At 65.1% G+C, this 20,127-nt stretch carries 18 protein-coding genes and 1 tRNA gene; 14 read left to right on the forward strand and 5 right to left on the reverse strand.

The genetic code is table 11. The annotated features are described in order from the left end of the window. Genes ACQZF9_RS06985 through ACQZF9_RS07000 form a run of 4 tightly spaced genes read left to right on the forward strand, consistent with a single transcriptional unit; the run spans window position 1 to window position 5,778 of the window. Window positions 1–882: a DUF58 domain-containing protein gene (locus ACQZF9_RS06985; protein WP_428312537.1), complete on the forward strand. Its 882-nt coding sequence runs from the start codon at window positions 1–3 to the stop codon at window positions 880–882. Continuing rightward, a complete protein-coding gene (locus ACQZF9_RS06990; RefSeq protein ID WP_428312538.1) occupies window positions 879–1,934 on the forward strand; it encodes a BatA domain-containing protein in 1,056 nt (351 codons plus the stop codon). Before ACQZF9_RS06985 ends, ACQZF9_RS06990 begins: the two co-directional genes overlap by 4 nt. Next, window positions 1,907–4,042, forward strand: coding sequence for a hypothetical protein (locus ACQZF9_RS06995; RefSeq protein WP_428312539.1), 2,136 nt, complete (start codon window positions 1,907–1,909; stop codon window positions 4,040–4,042). The genes ACQZF9_RS06990 and ACQZF9_RS06995 overlap by 28 nt, the downstream gene beginning before the upstream one ends. Beyond that, on the forward strand, window positions 4,039–5,778 hold the full coding sequence (locus ACQZF9_RS07000; RefSeq protein ID WP_428312540.1) for a hypothetical protein: 1,740 nt from the start codon (window positions 4,039–4,041) through the stop codon (window positions 5,776–5,778). Before ACQZF9_RS06995 ends, ACQZF9_RS07000 begins: the two co-directional genes overlap by 4 nt. Window positions 5,779–5,841: 63 nt before the next feature. Here ACQZF9_RS07000 and ACQZF9_RS07005 read toward each other — a convergent pair whose 3' ends face one another. Then, the gene (locus tag ACQZF9_RS07005; RefSeq protein ID WP_428312541.1) at window positions 5,842–6,735 is read right to left on the reverse strand and encodes an alpha/beta hydrolase; all 894 of its coding nucleotides are present in this window, start codon (window positions 6,733–6,735) and stop codon (window positions 5,842–5,844) included. 101 nt (window positions 6,736–6,836) lie between these two features. Here ACQZF9_RS07005 and ACQZF9_RS07010 point away from each other — a divergent pair. Then, window positions 6,837–6,913 (forward strand) — tRNA-Met (locus tag ACQZF9_RS07010). A 164-nt stretch (window positions 6,914–7,077) separates the two neighbouring features. On the opposite strand, the gene ACQZF9_RS07015 is transcribed toward ACQZF9_RS07010, so the two are convergent. Genes ACQZF9_RS07015 through ACQZF9_RS07025 form a run of 3 tightly spaced genes read right to left on the reverse strand, consistent with a single transcriptional unit; the run spans window position 7,078 to window position 8,063 of the window. After that, on the reverse strand, window positions 7,078–7,452 hold the full coding sequence (locus tag ACQZF9_RS07015; RefSeq protein WP_428312542.1) for a helix-turn-helix domain-containing protein: 375 nt from the start codon (window positions 7,450–7,452) through the stop codon (window positions 7,078–7,080). Between the two features lie 9 nt (window positions 7,453–7,461). Next, on the reverse strand, window positions 7,462–7,764 hold the full coding sequence (locus ACQZF9_RS07020; RefSeq protein WP_428312543.1) for a type II toxin-antitoxin system HigB family toxin: 303 nt from the start codon (window positions 7,762–7,764) through the stop codon (window positions 7,462–7,464). Then, the gene (locus ACQZF9_RS07025; protein ID WP_428312544.1) at window positions 7,755–8,063 is read right to left on the reverse strand and encodes a hypothetical protein; all 309 of its coding nucleotides are present in this window, start codon (window positions 8,061–8,063) and stop codon (window positions 7,755–7,757) included. Before ACQZF9_RS07025 ends, ACQZF9_RS07020 begins: the two co-directional genes overlap by 10 nt. A gap of 348 nt (window positions 8,064–8,411) precedes the next feature. Between ACQZF9_RS07025 and ACQZF9_RS07030 the strand changes: the two genes are divergently transcribed. Both ACQZF9_RS07030 and ACQZF9_RS07035 read left to right on the forward strand, forming a co-directional pair. Continuing rightward, complete coding sequence (locus tag ACQZF9_RS07030; protein WP_428312545.1) at window positions 8,412–10,634, forward strand: TonB-dependent receptor; 2,223 nt, start codon at window positions 8,412–8,414, stop codon at window positions 10,632–10,634. A 285-nt stretch (window positions 10,635–10,919) separates the two neighbouring features. After that, the gene (locus tag ACQZF9_RS07035; RefSeq protein WP_428312546.1) at window positions 10,920–11,318 is read left to right on the forward strand and encodes a hypothetical protein; all 399 of its coding nucleotides are present in this window, start codon (window positions 10,920–10,922) and stop codon (window positions 11,316–11,318) included. A 68-nt stretch (window positions 11,319–11,386) separates the two neighbouring features. Here ACQZF9_RS07035 and ACQZF9_RS07040 read toward each other — a convergent pair whose 3' ends face one another. Further along, on the reverse strand, window positions 11,387–12,721 hold the full coding sequence (locus tag ACQZF9_RS07040; RefSeq protein ID WP_428312547.1) for an MFS transporter: 1,335 nt from the start codon (window positions 12,719–12,721) through the stop codon (window positions 11,387–11,389). A gap of 153 nt (window positions 12,722–12,874) precedes the next feature. Between ACQZF9_RS07040 and cyoA the strand changes: the two genes are divergently transcribed. The 7 genes from cyoA (at window position 12,875) to ACQZF9_RS07075 (ending at window position 19,802) form a co-directional block, all read left to right on the forward strand. Beyond that, window positions 12,875–13,972 carry a ubiquinol oxidase subunit II gene (gene cyoA, locus ACQZF9_RS07045; RefSeq protein ID WP_428312548.1) on the forward strand — a complete coding sequence of 366 codons (1,098 nt, stop codon included), beginning with the start codon at window positions 12,875–12,877 and terminating at the stop codon, window positions 13,970–13,972. Between the two features lie 44 nt (window positions 13,973–14,016). Next, entirely contained in the window at window positions 14,017–16,020 is a 2,004-nt protein-coding gene (gene cyoB, locus ACQZF9_RS07050; RefSeq protein ID WP_428312549.1) for a cytochrome o ubiquinol oxidase subunit I, read from the forward strand. 32 nt (window positions 16,021–16,052) lie between these two features. Next, window positions 16,053–16,661, forward strand: a complete 609-nt coding sequence (cyoC, locus tag ACQZF9_RS07055; RefSeq protein WP_428313383.1) for a cytochrome o ubiquinol oxidase subunit III — start codon at window positions 16,053–16,055, stop codon at window positions 16,659–16,661. Next, window positions 16,658–17,065, forward strand: a complete 408-nt coding sequence (gene cyoD / locus ACQZF9_RS07060; RefSeq protein ID WP_428312550.1) for a cytochrome o ubiquinol oxidase subunit IV — start codon at window positions 16,658–16,660, stop codon at window positions 17,063–17,065. The genes cyoC and cyoD overlap by 4 nt, the downstream gene beginning before the upstream one ends. A 10-nt stretch (window positions 17,066–17,075) precedes the next feature. Next, window positions 17,076–17,801 carry an SURF1 family protein gene (locus ACQZF9_RS07065; protein WP_428312551.1) on the forward strand — a complete coding sequence of 242 codons (726 nt, stop codon included), beginning with the start codon at window positions 17,076–17,078 and terminating at the stop codon, window positions 17,799–17,801. Window positions 17,802–17,896: 95 nt separating this feature from the next. Continuing rightward, window positions 17,897–19,264: an ATP-binding protein gene (locus tag ACQZF9_RS07070; protein ID WP_428312552.1), complete on the forward strand. Its 1,368-nt coding sequence runs from the start codon at window positions 17,897–17,899 to the stop codon at window positions 19,262–19,264. Then, window positions 19,257–19,802 carry a response regulator transcription factor gene (locus ACQZF9_RS07075; RefSeq protein ID WP_428312553.1) on the forward strand — a complete coding sequence of 182 codons (546 nt, stop codon included), beginning with the start codon at window positions 19,257–19,259 and terminating at the stop codon, window positions 19,800–19,802. The genes ACQZF9_RS07070 and ACQZF9_RS07075 overlap by 8 nt, the downstream gene beginning before the upstream one ends. Window positions 19,803–20,127 lie beyond the last annotated feature (325 nt).

The following is a 20,127-nucleotide window of genomic DNA, read 5'->3' on the forward strand; positions in this document are numbered from 1 at the left end:
GTGAGCCCCGCTCTGATCCCACCTGACGTCTACGCGCGCCTCGCCGGCTTGCGCCTCGGCGCGCGGCTGGCGACCGGGCAGGGCATCGGCGCACACAACAGCCGTGCGCGCGGCGCCGGCCTGGAGTTCGCGCAGTACCGCGGCTACGAGCCCGGCGACGAGCCGCGGCGTGTCGACTGGAAGTTGTACGCGCGGTCTGATCGCTTCTTCGTGCGTGAAGCCGAGCGCGACAGCCCGCTGACGGCCTGGATCATCGTCGATGCCAGCGCGTCGATGGCGCAGATCGACGTCCATGCACCGGAGCGCAGTCGCATCACCGCGGCGCGCAGCATCGCCGCCTGCATCGCCGAACTGGCGCTGCGCCAGAACGATCGCTTCGGACTGGTCGTCGGCAGCGGCGGCGGTCTCAGCGTGATCGACGCCGCTTACGGCCGGCGTCAGCGTGATCGCATCGACTTCGAGCTTCGGCGCATCCAGCCGCAAGGCGGCTTCCCGACGGCCGCGGCGCTGCGTCCGGTCTGGGAGAAGATCGCGCCTTCATCGGTGGTGCTGATGCTCTCCGACGGCTTCGAGGAGGGCGCGATACAGCTGGCCGAGAAACTGTCTGCCGCCCAGCGTGAAGTCGGCTTCGTGCGCGTACTCACCGCGGATGAGCGTGATTTCCGCTTCGAAGGCAGCCCGCGTTTTCGCGATCCGGAATCGCCTGCCGATCAGCGCCGCGTCGATGCCACCGCCGCGCGCGACGGGTTCCTGCAGCGCTTCGGCGCCGCCCGCAGCGAGCTGCGTCGCCGGCTGGCGTCGGCGGGCGTCAGAGTCGAAGAACACGTTGCCGACGAGGCGGCCGATGGCCTGCTGCGTCGGTTGCTGCGCGAGTCGCCATGATCGGCTTGCTGGCACCGCTGGGTCTCGCCGCGCTGGCCGCGATCGCGTTGCCGTTGCTGATCCACCTGTTGCGCAAGCCCGAAGACCGCGTCGTGCTGTTCGCGGCCTGGCGTTACCTCGCCGAGCCGGCGCGGCCGCGCGAGCGCCTGCAGCTGCGCCACTGGTTGCTGCTGGCCTTGCGGCTGCTGCTGATCGCGGCGCTGGCCTTGCTGTTGTCGCAAGCGGTTTGGCGCGGTCAGGCAGAAGCAGGCAAGGCGCTGACGGTGTTCTGGCCGGGCACGGAATCGGCTGCCGCGTTGGCCGCGCCGGATCATCCGCAGCGGCAATTGAGCGGCGACGCGCCGTCCAGTCAGTTGCGACAGATCGATGCCGAACTGCCTGCCGGCGCGGCGTTGTCGGTGATCGTGCCGCAAGTCGTCAGCGGCCTCGATGCCGAGCGGCTGCGCCTCAGCCGCGAAGTGCAGTGGAAAATCGTACCGGGCGCGGCGCCGGTCGACACCGAAGCCGATGCCTTGACTGTCAGCATTCGCAGCGACGGCCGCGACGCTGGCGAATCCGCGACCGTGCAGGCGCTGCTCCAGGCCTGGCAGTCGCAGGGGCGCGTCATCGACATCGACAACGCGGCGCAAGACACGCCGTTGAAAGCCGACACCGGGCTGCTGTTCTGGCTAGGCGGCAAGCCCGGCGCCGACGTCGATCGCTGGATCGCGCGCGGCGGTCGCGCGCTGATATCGGGCCAGGCCGGCGTAGTGATCGCCGATGAAGCGTGGTCGGTACAGGCGCAAGGCCGTGGCCGCAGCCTGCGGCTCGCCGGCGCATTCGACGCGAGCCGTAACGCCGCGCTGCGCGAGCCGCAGATTCCGTCGCAGCTCGCCGCGCTGCTGTTGCCCGAGCCGCTGGTGGATCGCGCGGCCGCGGCATCGGTCGCGCCGCTGACCGGCGCCGCTTCCGGCACGCCGCCGGGTGATTCGCTGGATTCCCTGCTCGCGATCATCGCGGCGCTGCTGTTCGCCGCCGAACGCCTGTGGGCCGCGAGATTGCACAGGCGATGAGCGATCCGGCTTTGCAATCGCGTCTGGATCGCGCCTTGCGCGGCGCGCGGCTGCGCGTCGCGAGCAACATCCTGATCGTCGGCCTGCTGCCGCTGGCGGGCCTGCTGGTGCTGGTGGCGTCCTGGAATATCGGGGCGACAATCGCGCTGGCGATCTGCGGCGCCGCCGCGATCGCCGCGCTGCTGCTGTGGCGCCTGCGCCGCTACGACCGCGCCTGGCTGGCACGGCGTCTGAACCAACGCTGCCGCCATCTCGACGACAGCGCCGAGCTGATCTGGAACGCGGAGCCAGGCTCCGCCTTGCGCCGGATGCAGCGCGACAGAGTGCTGGCGCGGCTCGCGGAGACCGGGCTGCCCGAGCTGCGGCCACCGTTCGCGCGCCGGCTCGCCGCCGTGGCTGCAGCGGTCGGCATCGCGCTGGCGATGCTGACGCTGCTGCCGCTGCAGAACGGGTCGCTGCCGCGCAGCGGCAGTGCGGCTGCCGCGGCGAATCGTGCCGGCGTCGAGGCGAGGCTGAAGATCGCGCCGCCCGCTTACACCGGCATCGGCGAATCGGTCGAACGTTCGCTGGAAGTGCGCGTGCCGGAGAACAGCCAGATCGAATGGAGCCTGCGGTTTGCGCAGCCACCGTCGGCCGTCGCGCTGCTGTTTCACGACGGTTCGCGGCTCGAACTGAAGCACAAAGGCGATCGGTGGGTCGCGACGAAAACCGTCACCGCATCCGGCCTGTACCGCGTCGACGCCAGCGGCATCGCGGCCGACGACACGCTGTACCGCCTCGACGCGATTCCCGATCGCGCGCCTGAAATCACCGTGCGTGCGCCGGATAAAACATTGAGCGTGCTCGACGCCGCGCAGCCGCAGTGGGAGCTGAGCTTCGAGGCGCGCGACGACTACGGCCTGGGTGATGCGGAGCTGTCGATCTCGCTGGCGCAGGGCTCGGGCGAGAGCATCAAGGTGACGCAGCAGACGCAAATGCTGAAAGGCGAGGGAAACGCGCGCGAGCGTCGCTACCAGCGCACGCTGGATCTCAAGCAACTCGGCTTCGAGCAGGGCGACGATCTGATCGTGCGCCTGAGCGTCAGCGACAACCGCGAACCCGAGCCGAACCGCGCACGCAGCGCCAGCTTCATCCTGCGCTGGCCGCCGGAAGCCAGCAGCGAAAGCGCCGGCATGGAAGGGCTGGTGCGGCAGACCATGCCGGCCTACTTCCGTAGCCAGCGCCAGATCGTGATCGACACCGAGGCGCTGATCGCCGAGCGCGAAACGATGTCGGCAGCGGATTTCGCCGGACGCGCCGACGAAATCGGCGTCGATCAGAAGCTGATGCGGCTGCGCTACGGCCAGTTTCTCGGGGAAGAATCCGAAGGCGGTGGTGGTGATCATCACCACGAAGATCCGCATGCGGCGTCGGCCGAGACTCAGTCCGAAGCGCCTGGACATGACGAGCAGGAAACGCGGCAGCCGGGTGAGCCCAAGCCGGGTTCGGATATGGAAATCCTGCACGAGTTCGGCCACGCGCACGACATCGCCGAGGCCGCGACCTTGCTCGACGACGCGACCAAGGCGCTGCTGCGCACAGCCCTGAATGAAATGTGGGATGCGGAAAGCCGCTTGCGCACCGCGCAGCCGGATGCCGCGTTGCCGCACGAAAACCGTGCGCTCGAAGCGATCAAGCAGGTACAGCAGGCGACGCGCATTTATCTGGCGCGGGTCGGACAGGATCTGCCGCAGGTCGACATGACGCGGCGCCTGACCGGCGAACGCGCCGGCCTGGTCGATCCGCCTTCGCCGACGGCAGCCGTCGCGGCGCCGGCCACGGTCCCGACCATGGCCTGGCAGGCACTCGAGCGCGGGCAGGTGCCGGACGTGGATGCGCTGCAGGGCTGGCTTCGCGAGCACCCCACGCAAGCGCCGGATTCACTGGCGCTGGTACGCGAGGCCGAGCGCCTGCGCCGCGATCCGGGCTGCTCGCAATGCCGCGCGGCCTTGAGTGCGCAGCTGTGGCCATTGCTGCCGCCGCCTTCGACGGCGCTGCAGCCGCGTACGCTGCCGGACGCGCAGGGCGCGAGCTATCTGCAGGCCCTGCCGGCGGAGTCGCCGCGATGAGCGCGCTGAGCTTCGGCACGATGTCGACCCTGCAGATGGCGATCGCCGCGCTCATCGCGATCGCGGCCCTGATTGCCGCCTGGCGCAGCGCGCGCGCCGAGCGCTCTGCGGCCTGGCGCCTGTTGTTGCCGTTGATGCAACTGGGCGCCGCGCTCGCGTTCTGGCTGCTGCTGTTTCCGCCGAACACCGCGCTGCGGCTCGACGCGCTGACGGTGCTGACGCCGGGCGCCAGCGCGCAGCAGCCCGACGCTTTGCCGATCGCGCAGCGCGTGGTCGCGCTGCCGGGCGCCGAGGCGCCGACGTCCGCGCAACGCGCGCCCGATCTGGCCAGCGCGCTGCGCCGCCAACCGGCGACGCGTTCGATCCATGTCGTCGGCCGCGGCCTGCCGCCGCGCGACTGGAATGCGGTCGGCACGCTCGGCCTGAGCTTCGACGACGCCGCGCCGACGGGCATCAGCGAAGTCGGTGCCGCCTCGCAGTCGCCGGTCGGCACGCAGTGGACTCTGCGCGGCCGCGCCGCGGGTCGCGTGGCGCAAGTGCAGTTGCGTGACGTGTCCGGCGCTGTCGTCGATCATGCGGTGCCGGGCAAGGACGGCGCGTTCGTGCTGTCGGCGATCGGCCGTGCCGCCGGCCCGGCGCTGTTCACGCTGCAGGCGCTGGATGCAGAGCAGAGCGTCGTCGACCAGGCCAGCGTGCCGGTGGTGTTTCGCAGTGGTGCCGCGCTGACGATGCTGCTGCGCGCGGCCGGCCCCGATCCGGATCAGAAGTACTGGCGACGCTGGGCGCGCGATGCCGGCGTGAAGCTGGGCGCGAGCATCGGCCTGTCCGACGCGGTCTCGCTGCGCGACGGCGATGCCGCGTTCGACGCCGCGTCGCTCGCGGCGGCCGATCTGGTGCTGCTCGACGAGCGCAGCTGGGCGGCGCTGAGCGCCGATGAGAAAAGCGCGCTGCTGGGCGCGGTCGAGCACGGCCTGGGCCTGTTGCTGCGCGTCACCGGTAGCGTCGATGCCACCGTCGCGGCGGAATGGGCACAGCTCGGCTTGCCGCTGCAGCCGGCCGACACCGCGCGCAGCGTCGCACTCGATCGCCAGCTCGGCCTGCGCGATCCGCTGCCGCTGAGCGCGGCGCCGGCGCGCTTCGCCAGCGGCGTGCGCGTCTTGATCCGCGGCGACGACGGCGAGCCGCTGGCAGCCTGGAGCGCGCGCGGCCAGGGCCGCATCGGCGCCTTGCTGCTGATCGACAGTTTCAAGCTCAGCCTGCAGGGTGAGGGCGGGCGCTACGGCGGGCTGTGGGCCGGCATCGTCGGCCAACTGGCGCGGCCGCGCGCGCAGATCCAGCCGCCGCCGCTGCCGTCGCAGGCATGGGTCGACGAGCGCCAGACCCTGTGCCAGCTCGGAGACGACGCGCATCTGTTCGACGCCGCGCAAAAAGAGCTTCCGCTGCTGATCGAACATGGCTGCGCCGCGTTCTGGCCGGAACCCGCCGGCTGGTACCGGCTGCGCACCGCGACGGGCGACTGGCCGTTCTACGTGCGCGCCGCCGGCGATGCAGCGGGCCTGCGCGCCGCGCGCGATGCGGCGGCGACGCGCGCGCTGGTGGCGCAGGCTTCGACGATGGACGACGCGGCGGCCGCGCAAGGCGCCGCGCCGATGCCGCGCTGGCCGTTCTTCATCGCCTGGCTGCTGCTGGCGGCGCTGATCTGGTGGCGCGAACGCCGCGCGTTGCAGGCGGACTAGCCGCGTTGCCGTAGCCCGGGTGCAACCCGGGTTTCACCGGGCTACGGGCGGGAAGAACGAGCCTCAGACCGGCAACACCCGCCCCAGAAACTCCAGCTGATCCGTGATCGTCCGCTCGAAGGCCTCGCCCAGATAAATATCGAAGTGGCCGATCGGATAGCGCTTCACTTCGCCGCGCGGCGCCTGCTTGGCATAGCGCAAGGTCGGCCCGGCCGGCGCGACGGTGTCGCGGTCGCAGACCGCGAACAGGATCGGGCACTTGACGTGTTTGGCGTAACGCCCCGGCGCCAGCCGCGGGATATGCAGCGCGATGCGCGCCGCAACTTCGCTCTCGTGCCGCATGCCTTTCGGCACCAGCGCGTAATAGCCGGGCTCGGCGTCGGCCGCGTTCATCAGCGCGGTCGAGCCCGGCGGGCCGGCCAGCGGCACCATCACCGGCGCGCGGCCGGCGATCGCCGCCGCGGCGTCGCGCAAGGCCAGCGCCGACAGCCGCGCCAGCGGCACCACGCCCAGGGTCATCGCCGAGGCGATGCCATTGGTGAACGGGCACTGCGAAATCGCCGCCGCCACGCGTGGATCGCGCGCCGCCGCGACGATCACGTGGCCGCCGCCGAACGAGCTGCCGAACAGCGCGATGCGGTCCGGGTCGACACCCGGCAAGGCACGCGCGCAGGCGATCGCAGCGGCCCAGTCCTGCTGCTGACGGTCGAAGTCCAGCAGCTGCCGCGGCTCGCCGCCGCTGGCGCCGAAATAGCGGTAGTCGAACACCAGGGCGACGTAGCCGGCCGCGGCAAAGCGCGCCGCGTAAGCGTCCAGCCCCATCTCCTTGGTCGCGCCCAGGCCATGCCCGAGCACCACCGCCGGCTGCTTGCCGCGGCCGCCAACCGGCCGGTACAACCAGGCCGCGCACTCGGCCTCGCCCGAGACGAAGCGCAGATCGCTGCGTTGATAGTCCATACAGTCCCTTTTTTGTTTTTTGTGTTTGGCCGACAGGCCCGGGCTTTTACCGCGCCCGGCCATCGTCTATCATGCGCGCCCCACGCTAGTGGGAACAGGTCGGTGATGTAGCTCAGTCGGTTAGAGCGCGGCACTCATAATGCTGAGGTCGGTGGTTCGAATCCACCTATCACCACCAAATTTTTCAACAGGTTACGAAACGACCTCCTTCGTCAACTCGGCCCACTGTGCCACGTGTCATTTTCCCTGACACACGATTCCGAGCCGGTCGGGCACTCGCGGTACGCTTCGCATGAATGTCGGAGAAACAGCCTGCTTCTAGGACCAACACAGCTCGCGCGTCTACGCTGCGCGGCGAGGTGCTTGTTGAGTGATCAGACTCTCCGCTGGAATGTTGAACATCTCATGTAGCGATTGAATCATTCGAACGGTCAGCGGCCGCCTTCGGGCCAATATCTCGTACACACGGTTTTTCCGGCCGATTGCCGGGATCAGATCGTCCACGGTCAGACCTTGCTGCTCCATGCGGAACTTGATCGCCTCAACGGCGTCCGGCAAGTCCATTGGAAAGTGCTTGCGCTCATAGGCTTCAACCAAGGTCACGAGTACGTCGAGACGATCGCCCTCCTCGGTGCCCAGTTGGGCCTCCATGAGAGTTTCGATTTCGCGCAAGGTGTCGCGGTAGTCGGTTTCAGTCTTGATCGGTCGAATATTCATGTGGTGACCTCAAATAGTCTGCGCGTCGATGCGGTCGTACTGACCATGTGTGCCGATGAATCGGACGTAGAGCACCCGGTACGGGTAGTTGATCCACGCCACGAGCCGGTACTTGTTGCCAGCGATGTTGAACACCACGCGACCATCGCGGAGGACGCTAGCGGTCCCGAACTGTCGCTTCACGTCATTAGGAGTGGCCCAATCAGCCTTCACGGCTTCGCGGTACCACGCCATCGTGGGCTCTTCGGCGTCCTGAAACTCCGGCTGTCGCGTCCAGAAAGCTTTCAAAGTCGATATGGCGATCACACGCATGTCGGCACCATAGTCCCAAAATGGGACTTAATCAAGGTTGGTGCCGCTTTCCACATCCGTCGATCATCGCTAAAGCGGCTTGCCGGTGCGGCGCGGCCGTTTACGCTCGTAGAACCAACCAGGACGCCGTCGCGTTCGAGGCGAAGCAATTGCTTCTGCACGACGCTATGCGGCAGACCGTAAAGGTCCGCGATTTCGCGGGCGTAGCCTTCGCCGTAATTCTGCAGCGCGAGCAGGGTGCGCTCAGCCGTTTCGTTCCCAAAAATGCCCACGGTCGTAATACCTCCAAAGTAGGCCATGTGACCTTTAGTAGGCCGATAGGGATTTGAAGTACGCCAGACGAAAGGGCGGTGCCTGGAACGTGACGAGCTGAGTTGTCAGCGACCGCCGGATTGTCGTTGGGGATTTCGTTCACGCGCGGCAGGCCGCGCGCGTCGAATTGAATACGGACGGCGCCGCGCGGACCTTGATTTCGCTATCGGCTGTTTAGCTTGAATTCCATTGTTGCAAATAAGAATCGAAAACATTTAGACTGGCCGCATCCGCATTCTGACTGCAGCGACGTTTCAGTCTAAAAAGGGCTCGGGCGCGTTCGCATTCCATTGCCCAGCAGCAAGCCAGGCCACATTCCTATTGGGGGTTGTCCCGTGCGCCTTGCCTGTTCACTGGCGGTTGTCGCCAGTCTGTTGCCCATCGTGTCTGTTGCCCAAGAGGCACCCGTTTCTCAGGTGCTGGTGGCCAACACCGAGGCAGTTGAGCTTGAAACCGTCATAGTAACCGGCGAAAAGTTGCAACGCGACGAGATCGACACGACCACCAGCGTTGGCGTGCGGAGTGCGAGGCAGATAGAAGAGTCTTCGGCCCAGACGCTCGATCAGGTGATCAGCCAGATGGCGAATGTGTCCGTCTCAAATGGCTTGGCGATCCGTGGCATCCCGCTCTACGGACCTACCAGCGGTGACGGCAAGGTGGCGACGATATCAGTCGACGGCGTTTCGCAGGAGGGCTATTCGCAGGGCATCGATTCGTTGTCTGTCTGGGATGTCGATCAGGCCGAGGTACTGCGTGGTCCTCAGTCGACGAATCAGGGGCGCAATTCATTGGCCGGCGCCGTAATTCTGAGCACTGCCGATCCGACCGACTACTGGGACTTTCACTCGCTGCTGAGCGCTGGAAACCAGGATGCGACGCGAGTTGCGGTTGCCGGCGGCGGTCCGTTGATTGCGAACCTCGCCGCGTTCCGCGTGAGCTTCGAACGCTACGATCGTGACGGTTCCAGCTACAACGAAACGCGTGACGACGATCGCTGGAATCATAGCGATCAGCAGACCCTGCGCGGCAAACTGTCGCTGACGCCTTTCGGTGATCGCTATCGCGCATTGCTGACGCTGGTCGACCAGAAAACCGACAATGGCGATGGCTATGTTGAGGCCACGACCCGGGACGTTAAGGATCGTATTTCCTTGGCCAACGATCCAGGCTACTTCAGGCCTGAGAGCCGAACCGCAAGCCTCGAACAGATCGTCAACTGGGACCATGCGAGCCTGACCTTGCTGAGCACCTACCTCGATTCGGATCGGGATAGCACCAGCGACTATGACGAGACCGAATATGAACTCGGCAATTCCTTCAGTGGCGGTAGCCTGGAGACATTTACGCAGGAAGTTCGCAGCAATTTTGAGCTGCCATTGTTCGGGCGCGATCTCAAGGGGGTGGCAGGGCTTTACTACGCCGATGAGGATACCCACGACCGGTTCGGCTATTCGCTACCGTTGTACTACGGGCTTTATGCGACCGGACTCTGTGGATCGGCGTTGAGCGATCCCAATGCGACGCTGGAAACCTGTCAATCGGTCTTTTCTGCCGATCCTGAGCATTTTGTTCTGCGCAGCGACGACAACACCGGCAATACCCGCAATCAGGCGGCGTACTTCGAGTTCGACTATCCAGTCGGCGTCTTCACCCTTACCGCTGGGCTGCGTTACGACCGCGAGAAACACAGGGAGACGCTAACCAATGATACAACCGGCAACGACGACTACACGCAGGCCTTGCTGGACAGCGTCGGCTTCGGTCCCGAAGCGACACCGCCATTGTCGAATGCCTTTCATGCCTGGTTACCGAAGGCGGGTTTGCGCTATGGCATTTCCGAAGATTGGGTGGTCGGCCTGACGTTCCAGCGTGGTTACCGCGCCGGCGGCACGAGCTACAGTTATTTGCCGGCGAGTGTCGGTGGAGGCTCCACGCCTTATGGTCCCGAGTTCACCAACAACTACGAACTCTCGCTCAAAGGCAAGCCGACGCAGCGGACGACGATAGCTTTCAATGCCTACCACATCGATTGGACCGATCAGCAGGTCAACATCGGTACCAGCACGCTTGACACTCACATCGTCAACGCGGGCCGTTCCCGACTCCAGGGACTGGAGTTCGAGGGGCGGGGGTTCGTCAGCCCGCAACTCGAACTGTTCGCTGCATTGGGTCTATCGCGTACCGAATACCGCGAGTTCCTGATTCCATCGACGGGCGAAGACTACTCCGGCAACCAGTTCTTGCGATCACCGCGCACCACAGCCTCAGCCGGGGCGACCTGGAAGCCAGGCAACTGGCTGCTCAATGCAAACGTGGTCTTTGAGGGTTCGAGCTACTCGACGTCGGATAACAATCCGGATCTGCGCAACGGCTCGCACACGTTATGCAATGCTCGCGCCGCCTATCAATTCCCGAGCCAGTTGCAGCTTTTTGTCTACGCCCTCAACTTGCTCGACGAGACTTACACGACGTATCAGTTACAGACGGTCGGTGGACGTACTCAAGCTTATCCAGGCGAGGCACGTCTGTTCGGCGCTGGGGTGGAGTGGCGTATCTGATGGGTCGTTAGCCCAGTCGACGACCGAGAGTGAGTTTCGGAGTGTCGGCGCAGCCCGCTCCGGCGAGGTGAAGAGGGGTATCTGGATGGCCTTATTAAACTTGAGTCGTTCAGTTCCAGACATTCCGGGGTTCATGCAGAAAGTCGGACCTGGCCGCTGGATCGCGGCGAATTGCAGCGCCATCGCGGGCCTCGAAGATGGTGCGGGGTCGGAGCGCTTCTCGGTACGGCCTTTGCAACATCGTCCTGGCGTGGCAGTCGCCGCGCATCCAGCCAGGAGGCGACGATGAAAGGGCAAGCTTGGGATGACGGCGGCATGACGCTGCTAGCGCTCGAACAATTGGTTGAGGCGCTGACCGGCGAATGCAGCAACCAGCAGCGCCGGCTGTTGGCGCAGCGCCTGGTGCAGGGCGCGCGCCGCCTGGTCACCACCACCGTGGCGCGCAGTGAAACCCTGGACAAGATCCACAAGCTGATCGACGAGCTCGAATGTCTGCCGACGTCGATGCAGCGCTATGACCACCAGGCGCGCAAGCTGGCCTGGGCGATGCGCAAGCTGCAGGCGCAGCGGCCGACGCTGTTGGCGGAAGTCAATGCGGACGAGGGCGCCGCCGCGTTTTCGAGTGTCTCGGTGCCCTTGGCGGGCACGGAGTATTCGGCGAGGGTTTCTGCGCGGCGCGTGTGATCCGATCCGGGTGCTAGCGGGCAACAAAAAGGCGGGCATTGCCCGCCTTTTTGTTGAGGCGCCGCCGACTACTCGTCGTCGCGACGCTCTTCCAGGCTGCGGTTGATGCGCAGCGCCACCAGGGTGCCGATCGAGCCCGACAGCAGGTACAGGCCGACATAGCCGATGCCGAAGTGCGAGGCGATACCCAGCGCCACCAGTGGCGCGAAGCCCGCGCCCAGCAGCCAGCCCAGGTCCGAGGTCAGCACCGCACCGCTGTACCGATAGCGCGCGCCGAAACTGGAGTTGACCGCGCCAGCCGCCTGCGCGTGGCTGAAGCCCAGTAGCGCAAAGCCGACCAGGATGAAGGTGTAGGCGCCGGTAGTGTTGCCCTGGGAGAAGAACGGCAGCAGGCCGAGCAGCGCGAAAATCGCGATCAGTACCGCGCCGATGCCCAGTGTGGTGCGGCGGCCGACGCGGTCGGCGATCTTGCCGGAGATCAGCATCGTGATCACGGCCAACGTCGCGCCGGCGAGCTGTACGTACAGGTATTCGGTAACCGATTCCTGAGAGAACAGCGTCACCCACGACAGCGGGAAGATCGTCACCAGGTGGAACAGCGCGTAGCTCGCCAGCGGCGCGAACGCGCCGAGCAGGATGTTGGCGCCCTGGTTGCGGAACAGCTCGCCCAGCGGCGACGGCACCAGCTCGCGGGTCTTCAGCAGCTCGCTGAACTCCGGCGTCGCCACCAGGCGCAGGCGCGCGAACAGCGCGACCACGTTGACCGCGAACGCGACGTAGAAAGGATAGCGCCAGCCCCAGGACATGAAGTCCGCGGTGCTCAGGCTGCTGACTAGGTAGACGAACAGGCCGGCGGCCAGCATGAAGCCCAGCGGCGCGCCGAGCTGCGGAATCATCGCGTACCAGCCGCGCTTCTTCTCGGGTGCATTGAGTGCGAGCAGGGACGGCATGCCGTCCCAGGTGCCGCCGAGCGCGATGCCCTGGGCGAAGCGGAACGCGGCCAGCAGGATGATCGACCACTTGCCGATGTCGGCGTAGCTCGGCAGGAAGGCGGTGCCGGCGGTGGCGGTGCCGAGCATGAACAGCGCGATGGTCAGCTTGGTGCCGCGCCCGTACCAGTCGTAGATCAGGCGGAACAGCAGCGAGCCGATCGGCCGGGCGATGAAGGCCAGCGAGAAGATCGAGAACGAGTACAGCGTTGCGTCCATCGGCGTCGCGAACGGGAAGCACAGCGCCGGGAACACCAGCACCGAGGCGATGCCGTAGACGAAGAAGTCGAAGAACTCGGAGATGCGGCCGATGATCACGCCGATCGCGATCTCGCCCGGCGCGACCCGTGCCGCGACCGCGGGCTGGCCCCGATCCGCGCCGCTCGTCTGTGCGTGTGAACTGACGGTAGACATCCTGCTCTCAGCCTGTATGGTGGACTTATCGCTTTTGCGAGGGCCGAACAGTCGCACGGTCCGCGCCTTGCGACGATAGGACAAAACGTCCAATCGCGCATGCAGGGCAGGGTGCTTAAAGTCGCGGCTCCCCGGGTCCCCACACGATACGCCATGTTCGTCCGAGTCCTGCGCTACGTCTTGCTCCTTGCACTGGCCAGCCTGCTGGCCGGTTGCAATGCCGTGGTACTGCAGCCGTTCGGCGACGTCGCCGTGCAGCAGCGCAACCTGATCATCGCCTCGACCGTGCTGATGCTGCTGATCATCATCCCGGTGATCGCGCTGACCTTCGTATTTGCCTGGCGCTACCGCCAGGGCAACACCGAGGCGACCTACGATCCGGACTGGCACCACTCCACCGGCCTGGAGCTGATCATCTGGTCGGCGCCGCTGCTGATCATCATCGCGCTCGGCGCGCTGACCTGGATCGCCACCCATACGCTGGACCCGTACCGCCCGCTGGATCGCATCGACGCCGCGCGCCCGGTCACCGCCGAGATGAAGCCGTTGAAGGTGCAGGTGGTCGCGCTGGACTGGAAGTGGCTGTTCATCTACCCGGACTACGGCATCGCCACGGTCAACGAAATGGCCGCGCCGGTGGACGTGCCGATCAGCTTCCAGATCACCGCGTCGACGGTGATGAACTCGTTCTTCGTGCCGGCGCTGGCCGGGCAGATCTACGCGATGCCGGGCATGGAGACGCGCCTGCACGCGGTGATCAATCATGCCGGTGACTACGAGGGCTTCTCGGCCAACTACAGCGGCGCCGGTTTCTCCGGCATGCGCTTCCGCTTCAAGGGCATGAGCGGCGACGACTTCGACGCCTGGGTGGCGCAGGTCAAGCAGCGCGGCAGTGCGCTGCAGCGCGACACCTACATGCAGCTGGAGAAACCCAGCGAGCGCGAGCCGGTGCGTTACTTCGCCACGTCCACACGCGGCCTGTACGACAAGATCCTCAACATGTGCGTCGACCCGAACAAGATGTGCATGAGCGAGATGATGAAGATCGACGCCAAGGGCGGGCTCGGCATGGAGAGCGTCTACAACATCTCGCGCCTGGCCTACGACAAGCCGCGCACGCGTCACCAGGCCGCTTCGATCGCGCCGCGTCGCGAGTACGTCAGCGCGCTGTGCGCCGCCGACCCGGAAGTCGCCCAATCACCTGCCGCGCTGCCGGCGCCGAGCTACGGCTCGGCCCGGTTCGCGCCCTGATCGTCACGCCACGCGCACGCTGAACGGCATTCGAGAAAACATCGATGGACCCACGTTCTGAACTGATGCAAACCCTGTTCGGCCGGCTCAGCTGGGAGGCGATCCCGCTGCATGAGCCGATCCTGCTGTACACCTTCTTCGGCACCGCGCTGATCGGCCTGACGCTGTTCGGGTACATCACCTACCTGCGCAAGTGGGGCTATCTGTACAACGAGTGGTTCTGCAGCATCGACCACAAGAAGATCGGCGTGATGTACATCGTGCTCGGCCTGGTGATGCTGCTGCGCGGCTTCGCCGACGCGATCATGATGCGCCTGCAGCAGGCGATGTCGTTCGGCGATTCGATGGGCTATTTGCCGCCGCATCACTACGACCAGGTGTTCACCGCGCACGGCGTGATCATGATCTTCTTCGTCGCGATGCCGCTGATCACCGGCCTGATGAACTACGTGGTGCCGCTGCAGATCGGCGCGCGCGACGTTGCCTTCCCGTTCCTCAACAACTTCAGCTTCTGGATGACCACGGCCGGCGCCGTGCTGGTGATGATGTCGCTGTTCGTCGGTGAATTTGCGCGCACCGGCTGGCTGGCGTATCCGCCGCTGTCGGGGCCTGCTTACAGTCCCGACGTCGGAGTCGATTACTACATATGGTCGTTGCAGATCGCCGGTGTCGGAACCCTGTTGTCCGGCGTCAATCTGCTGGCGACCATCATCAAGATGCGCGCGCCCGGCATGGGCCTGATGAAGATGCCGATCTTCACCTGGACCGCGCTGTGCACCAACGTGCTGATCGTCGCCGCGTTCCCGGTGCTGACCGCGGTGCTGGTGCTGCTGTCGCTGGATCGTTATGCCGGGATGAATTTCTTCAGCAACGATTTCGGCGGCAACGCGATGATGTACGTGAACCTGATCTGGATCTGGGGTCACCCAGAGGTCTACATCCTGATCCTGCCGGTGTTTGGCGTGTTCTCGGAAGTGGTCGCGACCTTCAGCGGCAAGCGCCTGTTCGGCTACGCGTCGATGGTCTACGCCACGGTCGTGATCACGATCCTGTCGTACCTGGTCTGGCTGCATCACTTCTTCACGATGGGCTCGGGCGCGAGCGTCAACTCGTTCTTCGGCATCACCACGATGATCATCTCGATCCCGACCGGAGCGAAGATGTTCAACTGGCTGTTCACGATGTACCGCGGCCGCATCCGCTTCGAAGTGCCGATGCTGTGGACGATGGGGTTCATGTTCACCTTCGTCATCGGCGGCATGACCGGCGTGCTGCTGGCAGTGCCGCCGGCGGATTTCGTGCTGCACAACTCGCTGTTCCTGATCGCGCACTTTCACAACGTGATCATCGGCGGCGTGGTCTTCGGCGTGTTTGCCGGCATCAACTTCTGGTTCCCGAAAGCCACCGGCTTCAAGCTCGATCCGTTCTGGGGCAAGGTCTCGTTCTGGTTCTGGCTGGTCGGCTTCTGGGTCGCGTTCGCGCCGCTGTACGTGCTCGGCCTGATGGGTGTGACGCGCCGCATGAGCCACTTCGAGGATCCCAGTTTGCAGATCTGGTTCCAGATCGCGGCGTTCGGCGCGGTGCTGATCGCGATCGGTATCGTGGCGATGCTGGTGCAGATCGTCGTCAGCATCCGCAACCGCGAGGCGCTGCGCGATCACACCGGTGATCCCTGGCAGGGCCGCACGCTGGAGTGGTCGACCTCGTCGCCGCCGCCGGCCTACAACTTCGCATTCACGCCGCAGGTGCACGATCACGATGCCTGGTGGGACATGAAGTCGCGCGGTGCGGTGCGTCCGACCGAAGGCTTCATCCCGATCCACATGCCGAAGAACACGGCCGCCGGCCTGATGCTCGCGGGTGCGGCGATGATCTGCGGTTTCGCGCTGATCTGGCATATCTGGTGGCTGGGCGCGCTGTCCTTTGTCGGGCTGATCGGCGGCGCGATCTATCACAGCTTCAATTACGACCGCGACTTCCACATTCCGGCGGACGAGGTGACCGTGGTCGAAAACGAACGCAGCCGCCAGCTGGCGCTGCAGGCCTGATCCCCATGGCCAATACCACTGCGCACCATTTGATGAGCGGCGACCACGTGTCGGGTTTCTATGATCTGAAGGGCGAGCATCATCCAGAAAACGGCACGATGCTCGGTTTCTGGCTGTACCTGATGAGCGACTGCCTGGTGTTCGCCGTGCTGTTCGCGATGTACGGCGTGCTCGGCGGCAACTACGCGGCCGGCCCAGGCCCGAAAGAGCTGTTCGAGCTGCCGGTGGTCGCGCTCAACACCTCGATGCTGCTGTTCTCGTCGATCACTTACGGCTTCGCGATGCTGGAGATGGCGCGCAACCGCAAGAGCGCGACCCTGATCTGGCTGGCGATCACCGGCTTGTTCGGTGTGGCTTTCGTCGGCCTGGAACTGCAGGAGTTCGCGCACCTGATCCACGAAGGCGCGGGCCCGCAGCGCAGCGCCTTCCTGTCGAGTTTCTTCACGCTGGTCGGCACCCACGGCCTGCACGTGACGTTCGGCATCGTCTGGCTGATCACCTTGATGGTGCAGGTCGGCAAGGGCGGGCTGACGGTCGAGAACCGTCGCCGTCTGAGCTGCCTGAGCCTGTTCTGGCACTTCCTCGACGTCGTCTGGATCGGCGTCTTCACCTTCGTCTATCTGATGGGAGTGCTGCGATGAGCGCTGCACACGGCGACCACGGGCAAGACGCTCGTCACGTCCACAGTCACGACCACGGTCATGGCGAAGGCGAGGCGCACGGCACGTTCAAGGGCTACATGACCGGCTTTCTGCTGTCGGTGGTGCTGACCGCGATTCCGTTCTGGCTGGTGATGGCCGGCCCGCTGCCGGACAAGCAGCTGACGACGATCATCATCATCGCATTCGCGATCGTGCAGATCCTGGTGCACATGATTTACTTCCTGCACATGAACACCAGCTCCGAAGGCGGCTGGAACATGCTGGCGCTGATCTTCACCGTGGTGCTGGTGGTGATCACCTTGAGCGGCTCGCTGTGGGTGATGTACCACATGAACGCCAACATGATGCCCTTGTCCGCGCACGACATGCGCAACATGCCGTGATGCCAGGCTGATGAGCACGTCGGCAGACGAGGCCGCGCCGCGATCCACGGCGAGTCTCGTGCTGCTGCTGTTCCTGCTGGCGGTCTTGTTCGCCGGCTTCGTTGCACTCGGCAGCTGGCAGATTCAGCGCCGTGCCTGGAAGCTCGATTTGATCGAGCGTGTCGAGCAGCGCGTGCATGCGGCACCGGAAGCGGCGCCGCCTCGCGAAACCTGGGCCGGTATCGGCGCCGAAGATGAATATCGCCATGTGCAGCTCGAAGGCGAATACCTCCGCGACCGCGATGTTTACACGCAGGCGGTGACCGCACGCGGCCCCGGCTTCTGGCTGCTGACGCCGCTGCAGACTCGCGACGGTTTCGTGGTGCTGATCAATCGCGGCTTCGTCGAAAAGCAGCAGGCCAGTGCGGGGCCGACGCAAGGCGAGGTTCGTATCGCCGGTCTGCTGCGGCTGAGCGAGCCCAAGGGCGGTTTCCTGCGGGACAACGATCCGGCCGCCAAGCGCTGGTTCTCCCGCGACGTCGCCGCGATCGCCGCAGCCCTTGATCTGCCGGTGCACAAGGTCGCGCCTTACTTCATCGACGCCGATGCAAGTGCTTCGACTGACGACGGCCCGGTCGGCGGCATGACCGTCGTCAGTTTCCACAACAGCCATCTGGTCTACGCGATCACCTGGTACGGGCTGGCGGCGATGACGGTCTTCGGCGGCCTCCTGCTGCTGCGCTCCCGCAGGGCCTGAGCTTTCTCAAATTCCGGTCATCGCCGGCGTAGCCTGAGTGACGGCGAATGGCCCGCCGCTTTACCCGCGCTACGCGCTCGTCCACGATGCGCGCCATGCAACCCAGCCCTGCCATCGACCCGACCCAGCGTGCGCGCCTGTCGCTGAGCGCCTCGTCCGGAGCGACCGTCGGCCAGCAGAACATGCTGCAGTTGATCCAGTTGCGCTGGATCGCGGTGATCGGGCAGATCCTGACCATCGTCTACGTCAGCCTGGTGTTCAAGATCGAGCTGCCGCTGCCGGCGATGGCCGCGGTGCTGTGTTTCCTGGTCGGCCTGAACCTGTTCAGCCTGTACCGGCCGCGCAAGATCGGCGACGTCACCAATGGCTCGCTGCTGCTGGCGCTACTGCTCGACGTGGCCGCGCTGACTGCGCTGTTGTACATGAGCGGCGGCGCTACCAATCCTTTCGTGTTCCTGTACCTGCTGCAGGTGACCATCGGCGCGGTGCTGCTCGAGGCCTGGTCGACCTGGACCATGGTCGCGGTGACCAGCGTGTGCTTCGCGTTCCTGATGCGTTTCTACATGCCGCTGGACCTGCTGCCGGCGGACGCCAACGAGCTGTTCCGGCTGCACATCATCGGCATGCTGATCTGTTTCGTGCTCGATGTCGGCCTGCTGGTGGTGTTCATGACGCGCATCAATCGCATCCTGCGCGGCCGCGATGCGCGCCTGGCCGATCTGCGCCAGCGTGCTGCCGAAGAAGACCACATTGTCCGCATGGGCCTGCTCGCCTCCGGCGCGGCGCATGAACTCGGCACGCCGCTGGCGACCTTGTCGGTGATCCTCGGCGACTGGCGGCGCATGCCGGTGTTTCGCGACGATCCCGAACTGGCGCAGGAGATCGGCGACATGCAGGCCGAGGTCACGCGTTGCAAGACCATCGTCACCGGTATCCTGATGGCGGCGGGCGAGGCGCGCGGCGAGTCACCGGTGGTGACGACCGTCGCCGGCTTTCTCGACGAGCTGGTCGAGGAATGGCGCAGCACGCGGCCGGTCGTGAAGTTTGAATACGACTACGAGAACGATAGGGACAGCACGCACGATGCCTACGAGCACTTCCCCATCGTCTCGGATTCGGCGCTGAAACAGGTGATCCATACGGTGCTCGACAATGCGCTGGAAAGCTCGCCGGATTGGGTAGGCTTGTCCGCGTGGTGTAGCGAAGGCAGCCTGTCTTTGTCGGTGCGCGACCGCGGTCCGGGTTTTGCCCCGGAAATGCTGGAGCACATCGGCAAGCCGTATCAGTCCAGCAAGGGAAGGCCGGGCGGCGGCTTGGGCTTGTTTCTCGTCGTCAATGTCGTGCGCAAGCTCGGCGGCAGCGTGACCGCGGAGAACGCCTTCATCGGTGGCGGCGCGTTGGTGACCTTGCATCTGCCGTTGGAGGCGCTGTCGATCGAGCGCAAGAAGGCGCGCCATGGTTGAACAGGGCCACGATGAACGCCTGCTGCTGATTGTCGAAGACGACGCAGCTTTTGCCCGCACCTTGAAGCGCTCCTTCGAGCGTCGCGACTATCGCGTGCTGCTCGCCGCCAGCGCCAAAGAAGCTCACGAGCTGCTGCTGACGAATACGCCAGGCTACGCCGTGGTCGACCTGAAACTCGGCAGCGACTCCGGCCTGAGCGTCGTCCAGGTGCTGCACCAGCACAGCGCGGCGATGCTGATCGTCGTGCTGACCGGCTTCGCCAGCATCGCCACCGCGGTCGAGGCGATCAAACTGGGCGCCTGCAACTACCTGGTGAAGCCATCGAACACCGACGACATCGAGGCGGCGTTCACCCGCGAGTCCAGCGACGTCGAGATTCCGGTCGCAGCCCGCGCCACCTCGATCAAGACGCTGGAGTGGGAGCGCATCCACGAGACCTTGGCCGAGACCAATTTCAACATTTCCGAAACCGCCCGCCGCCTCGGCATGCACCGGCGAACGCTGGCGCGCAAACTGGGCAAACGTTTCATCCCTTGAAGTCGTGCGATCGGGTGGCGGTTTCGGCCTGATCAATGCCTGATCAGAAAGTGTCATCAAAGCAAAATAAAAACGATACGGATCAGCGCGTTAACAAATAGGCAAAAGATCGCTGTTGACGCATCTCCCAATGTCCGTAGAATGCGCCTCCCTGGTGACGGCAACGCGGATTCAAAGCGAAGCTAAAGCCCTGATCTTTAAAAGAATAAGCAAGTGATTTGTGTGGGTGCTCCTGTTTGCGTGGTGGAAGCCACGTGACACATGAGTATCAATTGAGCTTGGTTGTTAAGAGTTCAGTGAGATGACTCCGAATCGGTCGAAGCGC

Source organism: Hydrocarboniphaga sp., from assembly GCF_965279055.1.
Taxonomy (GTDB): domain Bacteria; phylum Pseudomonadota; class Gammaproteobacteria; order Nevskiales; family Nevskiaceae; genus Hydrocarboniphaga.

Bases quoted from the DNA above. Each gene is read 5' to 3' on its own strand.
- ACQZF9_RS07000 (WP_428312540.1), top strand. From the start codon at position 4,039: ATGAGCGCGCTGAGCTTCGGCACGATGTCGACCCTGCAGATGGCGATC.
- ACQZF9_RS07035 (WP_428312546.1), top strand. From the start codon at position 10,920: ATGAAAGGGCAAGCTTGGGATGACGGCGGCATGACGCTGCTAGCGCTC.
- ACQZF9_RS06990 (WP_428312538.1), top strand. From the start codon at position 879: ATGATCGGCTTGCTGGCACCGCTGGGTCTCGCCGCGCTGGCCGCGATC.
- cyoB (WP_428312549.1), top strand. From the start codon at position 14,017: ATGGACCCACGTTCTGAACTGATGCAAACCCTGTTCGGCCGGCTCAGC.
- ACQZF9_RS07025 (WP_428312544.1), bottom strand. From the start codon at position 8,063: ATGGCCTACTTTGGAGGTATTACGACCGTGGGCATTTTTGGGAACGAA.
- cyoD (WP_428312550.1), top strand. From the start codon at position 16,658: ATGAGCGCTGCACACGGCGACCACGGGCAAGACGCTCGTCACGTCCAC.
- ACQZF9_RS07065 (WP_428312551.1), top strand. From the start codon at position 17,076: ATGAGCACGTCGGCAGACGAGGCCGCGCCGCGATCCACGGCGAGTCTC.
- cyoC (WP_428313383.1), top strand. From the start codon at position 16,053: ATGAGCGGCGACCACGTGTCGGGTTTCTATGATCTGAAGGGCGAGCAT.
- ACQZF9_RS07020 (WP_428312543.1), bottom strand. From the start codon at position 7,764: ATGCGTGTGATCGCCATATCGACTTTGAAAGCTTTCTGGACGCGACAG.
- ACQZF9_RS07070 (WP_428312552.1), top strand. From the start codon at position 17,897: ATGCAACCCAGCCCTGCCATCGACCCGACCCAGCGTGCGCGCCTGTCG.
- ACQZF9_RS07005 (WP_428312541.1), bottom strand. From the start codon at position 6,735: ATGGACTATCAACGCAGCGATCTGCGCTTCGTCTCGGGCGAGGCCGAG.
- ACQZF9_RS07040 (WP_428312547.1), bottom strand. From the start codon at position 12,721: ATGTCTACCGTCAGTTCACACGCACAGACGAGCGGCGCGGATCGGGGC.
- ACQZF9_RS07075 (WP_428312553.1), top strand. From the start codon at position 19,257: ATGGTTGAACAGGGCCACGATGAACGCCTGCTGCTGATTGTCGAAGAC.
- ACQZF9_RS07015 (WP_428312542.1), bottom strand. From the start codon at position 7,452: ATGAATATTCGACCGATCAAGACTGAAACCGACTACCGCGACACCTTG.
- cyoA (WP_428312548.1), top strand. From the start codon at position 12,875: ATGTTCGTCCGAGTCCTGCGCTACGTCTTGCTCCTTGCACTGGCCAGC.